The organism is Enterobacter sp. J49, from assembly GCF_002148625.1.
Lineage (GTDB): Bacteria > Pseudomonadota > Gammaproteobacteria > Enterobacterales > Enterobacteriaceae > Enterobacter > Enterobacter ludwigii.
In genome coordinates this window covers 212,474-228,736 of sequence record NZ_MWPY01000035.1, presented here as the reverse complement: position 1 = coordinate 228,736, position 16,263 = coordinate 212,474, and the positions used below count along the sequence as shown (strand labels likewise).

10 protein-coding genes, 1 tRNA gene and 3 pseudogenes are annotated in these 16,263 nt (G+C 47.5%); 4 read left to right on the top strand and 10 right to left on the bottom strand.

Annotation, left to right across the window (positions count from 1 at the left end; translation table 11 throughout):
* Positions 1 to 5: 5 nt before the first annotated feature.
* Positions 6 to 512, bottom strand: coding sequence for a G/U mismatch-specific DNA glycosylase (mug, locus tag BJP35_RS17315; RefSeq protein ID WP_025202984.1), 507 nt, complete (start codon positions 510 to 512; stop codon positions 6 to 8).
* Between the two features lie 124 nt (positions 513 to 636).
* Between mug and BJP35_RS17310 the strand changes: the two genes are divergently transcribed.
* A tRNA-Ile gene (locus BJP35_RS17310) sits at positions 637 to 712 on the top strand.
* A 90-nt stretch (positions 713 to 802) separates the two neighbouring features.
* On the opposite strand, the gene BJP35_RS17305 is transcribed toward BJP35_RS17310, so the two are convergent.
* From BJP35_RS17305 to zorA1, 9 genes and pseudogenes are all read right to left on the bottom strand, one after another.
* A complete protein-coding gene (locus tag BJP35_RS17305) occupies positions 803 to 1,636 on the bottom strand; it encodes a DUF4942 domain-containing protein (protein ID WP_047743688.1) in 834 nt (277 codons plus the stop codon).
* 113 nt (positions 1,637 to 1,749) lie between these two features.
* Positions 1,750 to 2,069, bottom strand: a pseudogene (locus tag BJP35_RS17300) (TA system toxin CbtA family protein).
* Between the two features lie 67 nt (positions 2,070 to 2,136).
* Positions 2,137 to 2,371 (bottom strand): annotated as a pseudogene (locus BJP35_RS17295) (type IV toxin-antitoxin system YeeU family antitoxin).
* Positions 2,372 to 2,469: 98 nt separating this feature from the next.
* A pseudogene (locus BJP35_RS17290) lies at positions 2,470 to 2,655 on the bottom strand (JAB domain-containing protein); the annotation flags it as partial.
* A 108-nt stretch (positions 2,656 to 2,763) separates the two neighbouring features.
* Complete coding sequence (locus BJP35_RS17285; RefSeq protein ID WP_052951151.1) at positions 2,764 to 3,711, bottom strand: ankyrin repeat domain-containing protein; 948 nt, start codon at positions 3,709 to 3,711, stop codon at positions 2,764 to 2,766.
* A gap of 474 nt (positions 3,712 to 4,185) precedes the next feature.
* Positions 4,186 to 7,425 carry a type I Zorya anti-phage system protein ZorD gene (gene zorD / locus BJP35_RS17275; RefSeq protein WP_047743690.1) on the bottom strand — a complete coding sequence of 1,080 codons (3,240 nt, stop codon included), beginning with the start codon at positions 7,423 to 7,425 and terminating at the stop codon, positions 4,186 to 4,188.
* The gene (gene zorC, locus BJP35_RS17270) at positions 7,425 to 9,218 is read right to left on the bottom strand and encodes a type I Zorya anti-phage system protein ZorC (protein ID WP_047743691.1); all 1,794 of its coding nucleotides are present in this window, start codon (positions 9,216 to 9,218) and stop codon (positions 7,425 to 7,427) included. Before zorC ends, zorD begins: the two co-directional genes overlap by 1 nt.
* Positions 9,215 to 9,952, bottom strand: a complete 738-nt coding sequence (gene zorB1, locus BJP35_RS17265; RefSeq protein ID WP_047743692.1) for a type I Zorya anti-phage system protein ZorB1 — start codon at positions 9,950 to 9,952, stop codon at positions 9,215 to 9,217. Before zorB1 ends, zorC begins: the two co-directional genes overlap by 4 nt.
* Positions 9,953 to 9,963: 11 nt before the next feature.
* Positions 9,964 to 12,519 (bottom strand): type I Zorya anti-phage system protein ZorA1, encoded by a 2,556-nt coding sequence (gene zorA1, locus BJP35_RS17260; protein WP_047743693.1) that lies wholly within the window; start codon positions 12,517 to 12,519, stop codon positions 9,964 to 9,966.
* Between the two features lie 237 nt (positions 12,520 to 12,756).
* Between zorA1 and BJP35_RS17255 the strand changes: the two genes are divergently transcribed.
* From BJP35_RS17255 to BJP35_RS17245, 3 genes are read left to right on the top strand one after another with little or no spacing between them, the layout of a single operon-like run.
* Entirely contained in the window at positions 12,757 to 13,329 is a 573-nt protein-coding gene (locus tag BJP35_RS17255) for a restriction endonuclease subunit S (protein WP_047743694.1), read from the top strand.
* A 47-nt stretch (positions 13,330 to 13,376) separates the two neighbouring features.
* The gene (locus BJP35_RS17250) at positions 13,377 to 14,984 is read left to right on the top strand and encodes a type I restriction-modification system subunit M (RefSeq protein WP_047743695.1); all 1,608 of its coding nucleotides are present in this window, start codon (positions 13,377 to 13,379) and stop codon (positions 14,982 to 14,984) included.
* A complete protein-coding gene (locus BJP35_RS17245) occupies positions 14,984 to 16,231 on the top strand; it encodes a restriction endonuclease subunit S (RefSeq protein ID WP_086463443.1) in 1,248 nt (415 codons plus the stop codon). The genes BJP35_RS17250 and BJP35_RS17245 overlap by 1 nt, the downstream gene beginning before the upstream one ends.
* Positions 16,232 to 16,263: the final 32 nt, after the last annotated feature.

Below are 16,263 nucleotides of genomic sequence, written 5' to 3'. Positions count from 1 at the left end.
CCGCCCTAGAGCCCACGCACAACCAGGGCCTCATCCAGTTCCCGATACGCCTCCACCAGCTTATCCAGCGTTGCCCTGTTAAGCCCGCTCGGGTTCGGTAGCACCCACACCTGCGTGACGCCAATAGTGATGGCCTGTTTGCCCCACTGCGCACCGCGCTGACTAAACGCCTGCTCGTAAGCCTGCTTGCCCAGGATGGCCAGCGCTGCCGGCTGATAATCTTCAATCTTCTTAATCAGCTCCCGCCCACCGCTGCGCAGTTCATGCAGGTTCACTTCACTCGCCTGTACCGTGGGCCGCTCGACCAGCATGGTAATCCCGCAGCGCGTATCCAGCAGGTGTTGCTCCTCTTCAGGCTTCAGTAGCCTGTCGGTAAACCCGGCCTGGTAGATAACCTTCCAGAAGCGATTCCCCGGATGGGCAAAGTGAAAACCGGTGTGCGCCGAGGACTTCCCCGGGTTAATCCCGCAAAACACCACCCGCAAGCCCGGGGCCAGAATATCGTTGATCATCTCTACTCCCATTGATACATCTTTATGGAAGTATAAAGGATTGATTATGCATTGTTTATAAAAACAGCAGGCAGGTGTGAATGGCTGGATTGCTGAAGGGAGTTCCTCTATAATTCACCGCCACGGCCCCTTAGCTCAGTGGTTAGAGCAGGCGACTCATAATCGCTTGGTCGCTGGTTCAAGTCCAGCAGGGGCCACCAGATAAAACAAGGAGTTAGATGATAAATCGTCTGACTCCTTTTTCGTTTTATACGAATCGGGTCAGGTAAGGAATTACCTCCCAGCCTTCTTTATCTCGCTGCCAGCATCCCCGGATAGTGCTTCGCCACGATATCATTCATCTTTTCTGTCAGATCGTACCGCTTAAAAGTGATGTGCGCGGTTCCTTTCTGAAAGTAACGGATACTGAAGAACTCATCTTCGTAAACATCCTTCGAAGGGTTGTCCCGAATATGCTCCATTAATCGAGTAGTAATATCGCCACGGTTGTCGGGTATCGGTTTACCATCCAGCAGAAATAGCATTCGCTCCAGATCCGCTAGTTGATCCCTACGCAAACCCCAGTTCAAACTAAATCCCCAACGGTGATGCGTCACCAGATTGTTGACGATGATCTTTTTACCAAAGCTGCAAGGACTATTGGTTTTGTAATCCCACGACAGCCCTTTGAAGACATTGATAATGCCACGCTCAAATACATCCATTTTGTTCAGATGTAGATGCTCAAACGTAGTGAGAATATTCGCCACACTGATTGCAGGAAACTCGCCTTCTTCCAGGTTCTTATGCCACTGGTCGCGAGCCTGAGCATCCATCAATGCCATCATGCCAGACTTCAGCATCAAATCCTGCCAGATACTACGGTCAATATTGCGGGTAACGGCAGGCAGCGCTTTATCGACCTTTTCGGTCATCCAGCTATCGTAACGGTGCCCGGCTTTCATCGCCCAGTCTTGCGCTATACCACCGCCTATTTCTGAGGTTAACCGTGAAATGGCATCAAGCTCCTCAATGAGTTGTTCTATCTGTTTCAGTGCGGCATCGCGGCCAGTGACCACACGTTGGATATTGGTCGAAAGGATAAGTTCGTTGTGATCTGTTGATACGTAGGATTCTGTTTGCATCGTCAATCGTCCATAAAAGCAAACACGCCTGCCGGAAGTGGCAGGCGCATTATGCGAGAAATAAAAAGGGAGGAAAGTGCAGAGGTAAAAATCAGGAAGGAGGCTCGAAGAATTTACGTATTCATTAATCCGGTAGCGCGCTTTGCTCTGAGAATGTCGGTGGCGGTCAGGAATGGTGTCTGCTCCTGCCATGTAAACCCTTTGCAGTCAGTCCGTATCAGTTCATAACGTTCCACAAGGAAATTCACGCATCAGCAAGCATTATTCCCGCTTCGATGTGCTCACGAATAGCTGACTCATTGTAGAATGGCGTGTCGTTAAGTGTCAGGCCGTAATGATGCTCCAGCAGATACGTTAACAATTGCTGCCAGACCTGCACGGGCGACAGACGTGACGAAACCGGCATCGTGGCCGGTACAGTTGAGATTTGCATATGTTGAGTCTCTTAAATAAAGGAACGGAAGATTTGATTGCTTACAAAGCTAAGACGATGCGGAGGTTCAGTCTTTAACCTGATTTGAGGGATAAATTGCGATATACACATACCCATTACTGCCCAGCGTATCGTCCGTTACGGTACAGTGTGACACAGTGTGCGTACCGGGGATTCAGCTCACAGGAGAGCAACATCAGCTCCAGATGTGCGACAAAATGTGGGAAGGCTTCATCCAGATGTCGGGCCTGCATCTCGCTGAATGAGCCGGTGGAACCAGCACGGTCAGCCAGAAAATACAGACGATGACCTTCCTGCACCAGCCGTGCTCCAAAACACGGTGTGATATCTCGTTTAAGCCCAGGTTTGGGTGGCGTCTTTGTTCATAATTTTATTCCTGTTAAAGAAGACCATGTTCGGCGAATGAGAATATTTGCCTACCGCCGACAATCAGGTGGTCGGGGACCCGGATCTCCACCAGCATCAACGCCTGTTCCAGTCGTTGGGTGATGGCTTTGTCTGCCTGGCTCGGAGCAACCTCCCCTGAGGGGTGGTTATGGGCAAATATCACTACTGCCGCGTTAAATTAGGTATGTTCAGGAGAATGATATATGCCTGAAAATTTTTATAATTTGCCAACACAGATTAGCAAACGATTTAGACCAGTAACTAACCTAAAAATTTTGGCGTAAAACTAATATCGCCATGACTCTCTAAGCCATTCAGCACGTTGTAAAATGCCCGGAATTGCATTTGTAGTCCAGAATTCAAACGATACCCAGCCACTACTCATTCCACCATGGCTAAAGCGTTTTACAAAAACACCATGCTCGGTTGAAAAAGTCGCATTCATTATAGCCTGGGCTGAGTTGCGTAAAATCGTTTCGAGCTCAATTCGGTTTTCTGGAACGGGAACTCGCGATAAAGACTGACGCATTTCACGCCACAGTGAAGGATCCCCCCGATAACCCCAGCTATCCAAATCAGGAAACATTAAGTCAGCAACAGTGCTCCAACTTTTCTCCAGTGGGATAGTGTTTTTTTGTACAGAAAGTTTTTGAAGAACAGGCATAAATTGATTGAACCAAAATCTTAAATCCAGCCCAGACCTTTGTACTTCTTGATTATTATCAGCAATAACTTCACCTAACTGAATACCTGTCAGCGCCGAAAATGCAAACAGGAATCGATTTCTATCGTCTTGCCCCTGCTCAAATACATCATATTCATTGAATAAGAAAAGTAGTCGCTCATAAAGCACCATATTTTCATCATAAGATTGAAAATGAATAAGCTGGTCCTCAATCATTTTTCGCATCAACTGTGAAAGAGTTCTGGGTTGAGGGTGCAGTAAATAAAGGAGATCTTTTCGGGACGGATTTTTTTCGAGAGTAATATCTAAGGGGGTCTGCAGTTTGTTATACGTTGCGAGAGTTTTGTCAGCCCCCATCCTGAGAAGTTTGCCAATAACCGGACGTTTAGCACCATGCCACGCCGCCTGATGCAAAGGTGTATAGCCTTTTTCCGAGGCAGTATTGATGAGAGAGGGGTATCTTTCCAGTACGTTTAACAAAGGCTCCCATTGGCCCTTGTATGCTAATTCACTGATCTGTTTGGACAGAACATCATTCGCTTGTGTCATACAATCACTCGTACAGTTAACATGGAAAACTCCCGCTCATCTGAATTACCGCTTGTTGCCATCATGCCAGAATGATTCAGCAACCTAATTACACCAGGTCGAGCCAAACGTATCAGTCCGGCATGTCATAGTACCCCCTTGAACATCCGTTATTCGCGTAGTCCCAAAGCTATCAGTGCGTGATACCGTCCCATCGCTTCCTCGAGTGGTACCAAATGAATCGGTACGGTAGGTTGTATTCTCGCCGTTAGCGTTAGTTACCCTCGTTGTTCCAAAGGAGTCAGTACGTGATACGCTTCCATTACTGCCACGGGTAGTTCCAAAACTATCTGTGCGCCAGCTATTACCTTTATCATCGCGAGTCGTGCCGAAGCTATCAGTGCGATAAGTAGCCGCAGTTGCACTGACGCTGAACAGCAAAGTAACAATTACAATCGCGGAGTTTCTCATCATTTAAATCAGCCTTATTGGCAATTAATGAGTGTTAGCTCGTGTCAGTACCGCTTCGAAATCAGCAGCGGTAAGGTCAGTTGACGCTTTGAGCATGTCTCTTGCCAGCGCTCTGCGCCGGTTCAGTAATTCATCCAGGGTCTCTTCGAAGGTCATTAGCTGACTATCACGCACAGTTGGATAGTAAACGTAGACATCTTTTTGCTGCCCTATGCGGTAAGCCCGGTCAGTTGCCTGATCTTCTTTGGCAGGGTTCCAACAGCGAGTAAAGTGGATGACATGATTTGCTTTTTGTACATTGACACCAAATCCGACGGCTATCGTCGACAGGATGATGACGTTAAATCCCGGTGATGACTGAAAGTTATCGATCAAACTCTGACGGCTTTGGTCACTTCCGGATTTGGTGCTGGTGTCACCATTAATGATAAACGGCTTAAACCCAAAATGCTGCGAGATCAGATGCTGCAATTCACGTTGAATATCGCGCAGTTCAGTAAAGATAATGACTTTATCATCTGACGACTGACGAATATTAGTTAATGTCTCCAGCAACCACTTCACTTTCGGGGCATCGTTACGTAAGCGTAAATCAGCGCTCACGGAATAGGGCCAGGCGCATATCAGTTTCAGGCGGTGGAGTAATCCGAGCATCCCTGAACCACGTTGATCCAGACCTTCGCTGATTTCCTGTTGGTTCTGCCAGCTCACCACCGAATGTGTATAGAGATCCCGTTGCAACGGCAACATGCTGAGCTGCTTACAGGATTTATCTTCAATTTTTTCCGGAAGATCTTTCGCCACTTCTTCCTTAGTTCGACGCAGTGTCTGTGGTTCAATCAATTTTCTCAGAGATTCAAGCACCTTATCATTACTCTGTTGCTCGATCGGCCGCAGGTAATCTTTGCCAAAATTATTCAGTGCCCCCAGGAGACCTGGCTGAACAAAGTCAAACAAGCACCAGAGATCGACAAGCGTATTTTCAACAGGCGTTCCGGTACACGCGACTTTGAATTGCGCCTGAATGGCCTTAGCGGACTGGGTAATCAGGGCTGCCGGGTTTTTAATTTTCTGTGCCTCATCGCAAACCATTATGGACCAGGGCTGGCGCGCCAATGAAAATTCCTGATCGCGTAATGTTTCGTATGTGGTCAGTACGATCTGAGCCTCTCCAACCCAGTCATTTTGCAGCAGGTTTTTAATCCCCTTACTCTTTAGTTCGAAAGGAATGCTCTCCTTAGCGCACTTTTTCTCTCTGAGTTCATTGCCGTATAGCTTTAAAATCGACACCTGCTCGCGCAGGAAAAAATTACCGACCTCACGCTCCCAGTTATCGAGTAGCGACACCGGGGCAACAATCAGAGAGGGAGGCGCATCCGGGAAACGCTCACGGTGCCAGATGAGAAAGGTTAGAATCTGTAAGGTTTTCCCCAGCCCCATATCGTCTGCCAGCAAACATCCTGCCGTCTCGGTGGGGGATTTAAGGTACAACTGCTGGAGCCAGGCAACCCCTTTACATTGATGCTCACGCAGTTGAATCGAGTCCTTGAGAATCATCGGAAGCTCGGCTTCAGCCGAATGCGCTCCCAACAAGGAGGTTTGCCGCTGTTTGACATACAGTGCCTGCTCAATATTTTGTTCGATCAGCAGGACAGCCCGACTTATTGGTTCCCCCTTCACGGGGTCACTTGTTTCAGCATCGATTTTCTTTTTCCACTTTTCATGGAAAATCTCTGCTTCTTCCCGTGGCAGAAGGTTGTCGTTCCAGGGCATGGTGACTTCAGGAGCATTAGAGGCTTTTGCATCTTCCAGACGCGTTTCTAACTCATGAAAATGCTGATGATTATCCAGGTCCCAGCCCGAGAACATGGCTTCACACATATCTTTAGCGAGGTTGTCAGGAAGCCAATTTTCACTTTCACTTTTGACCAGATACGGTGAACTGATTTTCTCGAACTCACCTATCCCTATAACTCTGTCGCTGTACTTGTTGAGATCGAGTACGTGAGAAAAATTCAATCCCGCAGCCTGTTGCTGCCAGCCTTCCAGCAATGCCTGATACTCTTGCAATTCATTCGGAGTGAGTCTGGACAGCTCGAGGTCATAGCCCTGCCAGACACCAGCAGGAAGATGCGCCGCTAATTTTTGTTCCAACTCAGTAATCAACGCAGCCAATTCAATCGGCCGATGAAACACGTATGTTTCATCTGGCACAGGCTGTTCAGTCCTGGGGATCAGGATCAGCGAAACAGACTCAACCTGCATGTTTTCATCAACCCGAGGCTCCAGACGGAAATCATAAAAATAGATCCCTGCGTCCTGTAGATTCTGCTCATATACATCGGGATCAAGTACCTGGCTAGCTTCTTCGCCAATCCAGGTATACGGATTGCGAACAAACGAGAGCGCATCATCACCAGCAACTCGACGGCCAGTGATGGCATGTACAGAGGTCAGCACATCTTTGACTTCAGGTGAAAGAATGACGTGGCTTAATTCACCGTCATCACCCAAAACGCGATACCGATCTTGTACCTGTTGCGTGCGATCGAAACTCTGCAGCCACTTTGCAGGCTGTTCGTCAAAAACCGGCTCAATTTCCAGAACCCGGGTATCCGCCACCAGTGATTTCCGCAACTTTAACTGCAGTGACTCGGGCCTGATAACTATCGTTTTAGCCAGGTAATCATCAAGTTTTGCCCCTGCCTTTTTTGCCTGTCGACGTATTTTTGCCCACCCGGTTTGGTTTACCGTTTCACCCGGCGTCTGTCGCTGCTGTAATCTGAGCTGCTGTAGTGAGTCCAGAAGCTGCCAGTTTTCTTCGCTGAGCACAAAAGTGCCTTCCGGGGAGGAAAAGCTGGCCCCCTGGATAGTGATCTCAACGGGGCGATAATCGTCAGGCTGGATCCATTTATCAATGAAAACTCGAAAGGTGTCATCGCTGATGCTCCCTGTCGCAGCAAGATGGGCGGTCAGATTACGCTGTTGGGGGAAGCTGAAAATTGCCAGACTGCTGGCATAATCTTCATTATTCAGAATGCGATAGAAGTCATCCCAACTGATAAACCAGCAATCCGACCAGTGTGATACATAATCCTCTTCATGGAGTTGTTCCAGGCATGAAGTGATAAGCCAGTTATCCTGCGTGTCGGCAAGACTAAAAGGGAAAGCGAAGCCCTCCGCCTTAATTGCATAAAGCGGCACAAGTGAAGCAGGAACTGCTTTATTATCATTAATAAATTTACCTAACAATTTTTTGAACACTATTTGCTCCAGTAAGTAAATTTACCCAGCACAGGCTTAAACCCGAGGCTTAACAACTTTTTGGCAGCCTCATGATCTGGTTCGTTGAACTGGATATGAATTGCGCCACCCATGCCACGTTTATCCATCACTTTACAATCGACAGACCGAATCACTTCCCTGATTTGCTGTTCTCGAGTCGTAAAGTTTTGCTCTTCTTTTTTGGCTTTTAAAGAAGCTGCAATAATTTTGATCTGTTCTTCTCTGTTTGACCTTGATTCATTGGCTTCTGATTTAGCCGGAGAAGATATGGACCCTCCTCCGCTTTGATCAGCATTAAAACGGGAGATATCGATAGTGGCTGATGGCTGATTGGAATCTTCCGCAACGTAGCTAATGCCTAGTCTACGAAGTTCTTCATCATAGCGGCTCATCCACCCTTCAATACGATTAAGCGAATAGTGCGTTACTGGAGACAAATGCGGTAAACGCAGACGTACTTTACGCCGGTTATTACGCTTATCTTTAAGATCATAATCAATGTCGAGAATGCCTGTTTCCGGATTAAACGGCGCATTATCGACATGGTAAGAGTACATGGCTCCCACTTTCGAAAACTCGACAAAAAGATAATTCCCAATCCTCATGATCATGGCATTGTTGTCGCGAGAACCGGAGCCTTGTAGATGGCTCAACCGCCCGGCATTTTTTGCCCGGAACTCAACATAATCGGTATTTTTCGAACGCAGAGCATCTTCACCCAACACAATTCGCGTATAACTCATCTGATTAGCAAATCTTAGCCAGTAGAACAGACGTGCCTGATCGACATCCCGGTTACCTTTGAGCAACTCAAAGAACAGTTTCAGGTCATCTTTAGCGAACCACCCCTGTACCATAAGCAGCACCGCGTTATCGACATGAACCTGCCAACCCTTATTGCGGCTAGTTAACTGAGGGTTTCCCCAATACTCCAGGGCTAACAGCTTAAGTTCAAGGTGAGTCCGGTGTTTAAAAATTGACTGGTAATAACGGGTAAGTGTAGCGGCCAGAATATTATCTTTAAAACGAGAAAGCTGACGGCTCAACGCGATCAGTTCATTAATTTTATGTTCAAACTCATCATCAGTCTGACGAAAAATTTCGCTTACCAGATGGTTAACAATTTTGCGCCATAGCCAACTGGTCTGGGGGATCTGTGCCACTTTTTCCAGCACGGAGATATCGGTTATTTCTCCACGGCCGAGCTGTTGCCCAAGAAGAAATCCCGCATTGTCGGTAAAAATATCCCCATAGGTATCGATGACCGCCATCCATGACAACGGGCGAGGCGAACTCTCTTTTAGCTGTTCAAACCCGGCGGCAATCTGCATACGTAACTGAAGCCACTGCGGATTTTCTTCAGGGGTATCGCTGACATGTCCAAAGTAGCTGGTACACAACGCCAGCCATTCCCTACGCGTTAATCGTTGTTGTGCAATTTTGCTCTGAATTTCAGCCGAGATTTTGGCAAAGTTTGCCGCATCATCAATGAGTGCTGTATCAAAAAGATCACCTTCTGCAACGTCATTGAGGCCAAAAAAGATCATCTTCCATTCAGATGGTTGTGGCGTTTCTCCCGAGCGCAATCGGGAAATTGCCTGCCTGCGTTTCTCCGTAGGGGGCACCATTTGTACTGCGCGAGCGTCTACCTTTCTCTCAAGTTGGCTGACGACGCGTTGTAGATAGGTAAATGGGTGACCCACAACCGGATCCACACTCTTTTCCCGGTAAGGAAGAAGGCGTGATTTTAGCTTCTCAATCGCGGACGTCATTGCACTACACCCAGCTGGCAGGTTTCCTGACTAATACCGGGGACGACATCCATACCCTCGTCCTGTTTTTTATCTTTCAGGCCAAAGAACTGCATGCGTAATTCGACACGACGGCTGGCTTCTTTACTCTCTTTCGCATTGTTGAACGACACGCCACCCGCCAGAAATAATTTCCGAATCTGTAATTGTTGATCCGCGGTAATTCTTTGCTGTAACGCGCTTCTGCTATCCAGCAGACTGCACATCACCCATTCCGAGCGCTGAAGAGAGAGATGCAAATTGTAGAGATACGAGCCATCCGTGTCAGTAAACCCTTCAATAACGATCTGTTTAAACCATTTCTTACCTTCGTCGCTATTTGCCGCATCCAGGACCAACGGCACCACATCCTGTAGAGCTTTCAGCCCTTCAGGGGTGAGCGAAAAGCGGTTATGCTCAAAGCGGCCTGCCTCACCAAAACTAATACGATTATCGTGGCAGTCGACATGTATCGTTTTATTCAGGTTCTTTGCCTGTAGTTCAAGTTTTTCACACAGACGGGCGATATCATGTCCTCTGGACTTTTCGCCTGCTTCTGCCTGCTGGATCCTCTGTGTGACGGAACTAAGCGATGCCACCATGACGACCAAAAATAGCACCATCATGGCTGTCATCAGGTCGGCATAGGAAATCCAGAATGGTTTTTCCGCTTCATCACTACGACGCTGCCTGCCATTGAATGCCCGGTTAAACATCAGCTTGTTCCTTACGCGCGACGACTACGGAGCACGGTTTCCAGCGTATCAACGCTTTCACCGATAATTTCAACAGAAGAACTTAAGGCGCCTGCCGCTTTTGTCAGTTGCGTATCCATCTCCTGGAGCGAACGGTTCAGGCCGCTTTCCACCCCGGTGGTGAAGGACTCAAAGCTGGTGCCCATCACATCAGCGACGTTGTGGAGGAATTCCTGAGCTTCACGGTTATATTGTTGCAGGCGCTCGGAATACGACTTCAGATCCTCAACAAACCGGCTGCGGGATGTTTGCTCATCGTGGCTGCTATTGATCAGCGTTTCTAGTGCGCTGATGGCGTTCGCCACAACCTCACGGGTGTTGCGATAATCGGCGATTAATGCGCCCAGCTCAGCGCTGGCACTGGAAAGGGTTCTACCTGCTTGCTGAGTGCCATTCAGAACTTCTGCAGTCAGATTATTAGCTTCGGCGACACGATTCCCCGCTGTTTCAAAGCGATCGGCAGCCACCCGCATTTTATCGGCTCCAGTCTGAATTTCTTCCAGGTGACGCGTCGTGTTTTGCGCCATCCGTTGCAGTAAATCACCTGATGCGGATTGCTGCTCACGCAGCATCTGCATTAACGCCTGAACCTGACTCTCAAGCTGGCCGATGATTCTCTGAGCTTCCTGTTGCAGAGCATTCTGAGCAGATTGCTGTTGCTGGCTAAGGGATTTCTGACCTTCTTCCAGTTGCCCAAACAGGGTGCCCAATTGGCTACCCAATTGATCGATACCGCTAGTCATTTTCTCACGCAGGGCATCCTGACCGGAGTGCATGGTTTGTTGCAGAGCAGCCATAAAAGCGTGTTGTTGCTCGGCGGCCGCCTGTTCACGAGCTTCGCTACGGGCTAATAGTTGTTGGGTCTCTTCATGCAGAGCACGCTGACCTTGTTCCTGGGTCTGGCTCATCTGTTTTTGTCCGGACTCAAGCTGACTAAATACACCTGCCAGGTTTTGAGTCAGATCTTCAACACCTTTGCTCATATTGCTCATCAACAGATTTTGTGCCTGATTTTGCTGCTGATTAAGTTGTTGCTGACCATTTTCCAGTTGTGCGAACAAGGTTGCCATATGGCTGCCAAGCGTATCCACAGAGGCCGCCATTTTCTCCATAGTTTCATTTTGTCCCTGCTGAACATTGGCCTGAATGGCTTCAATAAAGGCACGCATCTGTTCCGCCATCGCTTTTTCACGCGCTTCACTGTCGGCAAAGATTTTTTCCAGCTGTCGGGCCATGCGTTCGCCAGCGCCTTCGCCTTCTGCGCCAATGCGGGCTACAGATTCATGCAGGCTTCGCAGCATGTCATTCATACCCGCCTGCATTTCTTGCTGGCCGCTTTTCATTTCGCTGAGTAACTGAGAGATCAGTTGGGCACTGCCCTGACGCGAATCATCCCCAGCCTGACGCATATCCTGCAACAGGGTAGAGAAACCGCTTTGCATGCTCTGGATCGCCTCCACGGAACGGCCCATCATCTCCTGCATCGTGGTGAACTGCTGACCAAACGTGTTATCCATTTTGTTCATAAAAGCAGTAAGGACGTTCTCAAGCATCGACTGCACTTGATGGCTCTGATCGCCGGTGGCGGTTTGCACCACGCCCGCAATTTTGTCCAGCGGGTTTTTCAGACTGTTTTCGATAGCGCCGCTTACCTGCTCCGCAATCTGCTGGCCTGATTCCCGATAAGTAGAAGACAACGTCTCTGCCAGTTTCTGATTTTCTCGCACCTGACTGTCCACCAGGTTCTGCAGCATCTCTCTTAAATCGCTGACCAGACCATCTTTTAGTTGTTTGGCATGAGTAGTGTTTTCTTTGGTGCTGGAGAGAAGCTGAGAAAGATAATCTTCACCGACACCGCCTTCAAAAAGCTGGTCGATGCTGGCAGTCAGAAACTCAAGGTTTTTATAGCATCTCGCCAGACGCCATTTTTCAAACATGGTGACCAGGATGGAGAACGCAATAGCGAAGGCGGAGCCTAAAAATGCGTAAAGAACATCACGCAAGAGGTTAGCTACGCTGGCGCTCACTTGTTCTGGCGTGCTGGGGTCAAAGTGGTGCAAGCCGATCATTAGGCCTGAGAAGGTCCCGATTATCCCAATCCCAGTCAGGATGCCAGGCAAATGCTTAAATGCTTCCGTATAGAGTGGAATCTCCACCAGTAAAGGTTCAGAGAACCAGGCGGAAGCTGGGGCAGTAGAACGAATGCTGTTGATCCGTTTCTGCCCACTATTTTCGTCTAACTCAAACTGACGATGCAGGGACTCTTTAAACTCGCTCCAGGGATGCACGAAAAATTTTCCTGAAAATAAAGCATCCAGTTTTTCAAGTTGCTGAGCCGGTTTATCTTTTGCAATCAGTTGAATCGCTCTCGCTTTCTGTTTAAAGCGGGCTGAAATCACAAAAGAAGGAATGGCATAGCGGGCAATGAAGCATACCAGGAGCACCGCGACAACAAGAGCAACATATTTCGGCACATTTTCTGGATTAACAGAGGTTAACGTGTCGAGGAACGAGGTCAGCGAAAACATCTACACACCTTGAGTGGAGAAAAAGACATTTGCAGGGGGAAAATCACCAGCAACGAAAAACCGCCCGCTCATTATAGGAAAAATCTGAGCTTTAGCTTCTATAAAACGTTATCTGAGTCGCAAAAACATTGATCGCCCGCATGAGTAATAAATTTAAATTCCTTGATAAAAATCATTCATCAGGTTTATGATTGTCAACACAATTAAAATGTAATTTAAATTTATTCGGATTACAGGATGACGCGAAGCTATAAAGATATCGCCCAATTTACGGCAGGCTCGCACATCAGCCGTATCCAGCAAAGTGCAGATGGGCCCGCATTTCGTTTCTATGCGACCGAACAGTTTCTGGTCGATGACTGGCACTCAGCTCTTGTGTCAGCCGAGAAAGAGCAGTGGGTTAAAACGCATCAGGAGGTTGTGCTTACGCAGAAAGGAGATGTTGTCATCAGCCTGATCCATGGTAAGGCGGCTCGCGTGAGCGCCGATAATGCCGGGCGCATTTTGGGTAATAACTACGTCAAAGTGGATGTTGATGACAGCCAGATTAATGCAGCGTGGTTTCTCTGGCATTTCAATGAAAGCCCAGAGGGGAGACGCCAACGGATTCAGACTACCCAGGGTTCTACCGTCGTACAGCGTATCGCGGTTAATGAACTAAAAAATTTTACCGTCACCCTCCCGCCACTCGCGCAGCAAAAAGCGATGGGTGGGCTCTATCTGGCGGCGCGAGAAAAACGCTTTTATCAGCAGCGGATTGCCGCTCTGAGCGAACAACAGATCCTGAGCCTGCTCAGTGGTATGATTTGACTTATTGCGTCACCCGTTTGTGGCGAAGAAAAACAACAGGAAGAACTATGTCTCCCCAGATTGAAGCGCAAAATTTAAGTGAACTGCAAGGCCGCCTGTGGAATATCGCGGATACCCTGCGCGGTAAGATGAACGCGGGCGAATTCCAGGACTACTGTCTCGGCTTCATTTTTTACAAATATCTCTCAGAAAAATTTGTCGCGTACGCTAACAAGATTCTCGCGGAAGACGGCATTCAGTACAATGAACTGACCGCAGAGCATCCGGCGTATCAGGACATCGTTGATGCCGTAAAAGAGGACAGCATTCAGACGCTGGGCTACTTCCTGCCGCCAACCGCTCTGTTCCACACCATGGCGGAACGTGTGGCTAAAGACCCCAAAGGCGCAGGCCCCGGTTTTATTCTGCAAGATCTTGCTACTACCCTGCGCAACATTGAGCAGAGCACGCTGGGCACCGACTCCGCAGATGACTTCAGCAATCTGTTTGAAGATCTGGACTTAGGCTCCAGCAAGCTCGGCAGCACAGCGAAAGCGAAAAATGAACTGATCGGCAAAGTGATCACCGAGCTCGACAAGCTGAGCTTTAACCTGAGCGAAGCAAGTTCCGATATTCTGGGTGATGCTTACGAGTACCTGATCGGCCAGTTCGCCTCAGGCGCAGGTAAGAAAGCGGGTGAGTTCTATACCCCGCAGCCGGTTTCCACTCTGCTGGCTAAAATCGTCACCACCCACAAGCTGAAGCTCAAAAACGTGTATGACCCGACCTGTGGCTCTGGCTCTTTGTTACTGCGCGTGAAACGTGAAGCATCGTCGGTAGGTAAAATCTACGGTCAGGAGATGAACCGTACCACCTATAACCTAGCGCGTATGAACATGATCCTGCACGGGGTTCACTATGCAGATTTTGAAATCATTCAGGAAGACACGCTGGAGCACCCGCAGCACACGCATCTGAAATTTGATGCCATTGTCGCCAACCCACCGTTCTCCGCCAAATGGAGCGCCAGCCCGCTGTTTATGAACGATGATCGCTTTGCCCAGTACGGCAAACTGGCACCGTCCAGCAAAGCAGACATGGCGTTTGTACAGCATATGTTCCATCACCTGGAAGATGACGGCACCATGGCGGTGGTTCTGCCGCACGGCGTGCTGTTCCGTGGCGCAGCGGAAGGCCATATTCGTCAGTTTATGATTGAGAAACTGAACTGCATTGATGCGGTGATCGGCCTGCCAGCCAATATCTTCTACGGCACCAGTATTCCGACCTGCGTGCTGGTATTGCGCAAGTGCCGCAAACGCAACGACACTATTCTGTTTATCGACGCCAGCAATGACTTTGAGAAGGTGAAAACACAGAACCGCCTGCTGCCGGAGCATATCGATAAGATTGCCGATACTTATAACGACTGGAAAGCGCTCGAGAAGTACAGTCATATCGCAACGCTGGAAGAGATCCGTAACAACGATTACAACCTCAATATCCCGCGCTATGTCGATACTTTTGAAGCGGAAGAAGAGATTGACCTTAACGCTGTGGCACAGGAAATCCGCGATCTGGAAGGGAAAGTTGTAGAAATCAATACAACTATTGCTGGGTTCTGCAAAGAACTAGGGATTGAAGCACCGTATGGAATGATGGAAGGTGGTAAATAATGCTTCCAAGAATTCGCTTTCCTTCTTTCAGTGGATACTACACTGAAAAATCCTTAAACGACGCAGTGCTCGAATTGAAAAGCGGCCTTTCTCGAATGTTCAGTGACTCCGACATTGGCTTGCCCGTTATACGCTCAAATAACATTAAAGATTATTCTTTAGATTTTAATGAGTTAAAATATTGGTTCGAGGAAGACACTCAAGGTGCAACAACTTCTAATTATCACTTACGAGATGGGGATATTTTAGTTAACTTCATTAACAGCCAAGCACAGATTGGAAAATCTGCGATATATTATAATGCTCTGAATAGGGATTGTATATATACAACCAATATACTATCCCTTCGCATAAATAAGGAGTACTCTCCTGAGTTTATATTTTTTTTCTTTCAAACAAAAAAATATAATGATTATATTCAAAGTATAACTAAACCTGCAGTCAACCAGGCAAGTTTTACGACTAAAGATTTTCGGAAGATGAAAATCTTTTTCCCTAACTTGACTGAACAAACCAAAATCGCTAATTTCCTTTGCTCCGTTGACGAAAAAATCGCGCTACTAAATAAGCAGTACGAACTGCTATGCCAGTACAAAAAAGGCATGATGCAGAAGATTTTTAGTCAGGAAGTGCGGTTTAAGGATAAAAATGGAAGGGGTTTTCCAAAATGGACTATGAGGATATTTTCCGACTTCTTCACTATTGGATCTAGTAAACGCGTTTTACAGGATGATTGGGTAAATGAAGGGGTTCCATTTTATAGAACAAGAGAGCTCGTAAGCCTTTCTAAGAAAAAGAAGTTTAAAAGTGAAATATTCATAACTGAAGATAATTATACTTACTTAAAAGATAAATATGGGGTTCCCGCTGTCGGTGATTTTCTGGTTAGCGGGGTTGGAACATTAGGTGTGATTTATCAAGTTAAAAATGATAACCCATTCTATTTTAAGGATGGAAATGTCTTATGGTTCAAGAAAAATAATGAAATAAGTTCGGATTTTTTCTACCATGTGTTTAATAGCCCAAAAGTTCTCAGACAGATCGTTGATCATGCTGCAATTACAACTGTTGGGACCTATACAATTGAGAATGCTAAGAAAACAAAATTTATGTGCCCGTCCTTAGAAGAGCAAACTAAAATTGCCAATCTTCTCTCTGCAATGGACGATAAAATCGCCGTCAAAAAAGCCGAACTAGACAAATTGAAAACCTGGAAGCAAGGCCTGCTCCAGCAAATGTTTATATAATAATCATCCGGCCCGACCTACTCCGGGCCAGC

Coding starts and splice junctions, on each gene's coding strand:
- mug (WP_025202984.1), bottom strand. CDS start 512: ATGATCAACGATATTCTGGCCCCGGGCTTGCGGGTGGTGTTTTGCGGG.
- BJP35_RS17305 (WP_047743688.1), bottom strand. CDS start 1,636: ATGCAAACAGAATCCTACGTATCAACAGATCACAACGAACTTATCCTT.
- BJP35_RS17285 (WP_052951151.1), bottom strand. CDS start 3,711: ATGACACAAGCGAATGATGTTCTGTCCAAACAGATCAGTGAATTAGCA.
- zorC (WP_047743691.1), bottom strand. CDS start 9,218: ATGACGTCCGCGATTGAGAAGCTAAAATCACGCCTTCTTCCTTACCGG.
- zorB1 (WP_047743692.1), bottom strand. CDS start 9,952: ATGTTTAACCGGGCATTCAATGGCAGGCAGCGTCGTAGTGATGAAGCG.
- zorA1 (WP_047743693.1), bottom strand. CDS start 12,519: ATGTTTTCGCTGACCTCGTTCCTCGACACGTTAACCTCTGTTAATCCA.
- BJP35_RS17255 (WP_047743694.1), top strand. CDS start 12,757: ATGACGCGAAGCTATAAAGATATCGCCCAATTTACGGCAGGCTCGCAC.
- BJP35_RS17250 (WP_047743695.1), top strand. CDS start 13,377: ATGTCTCCCCAGATTGAAGCGCAAAATTTAAGTGAACTGCAAGGCCGC.
- BJP35_RS17245 (WP_086463443.1), top strand. CDS start 14,984: ATGCTTCCAAGAATTCGCTTTCCTTCTTTCAGTGGATACTACACTGAA.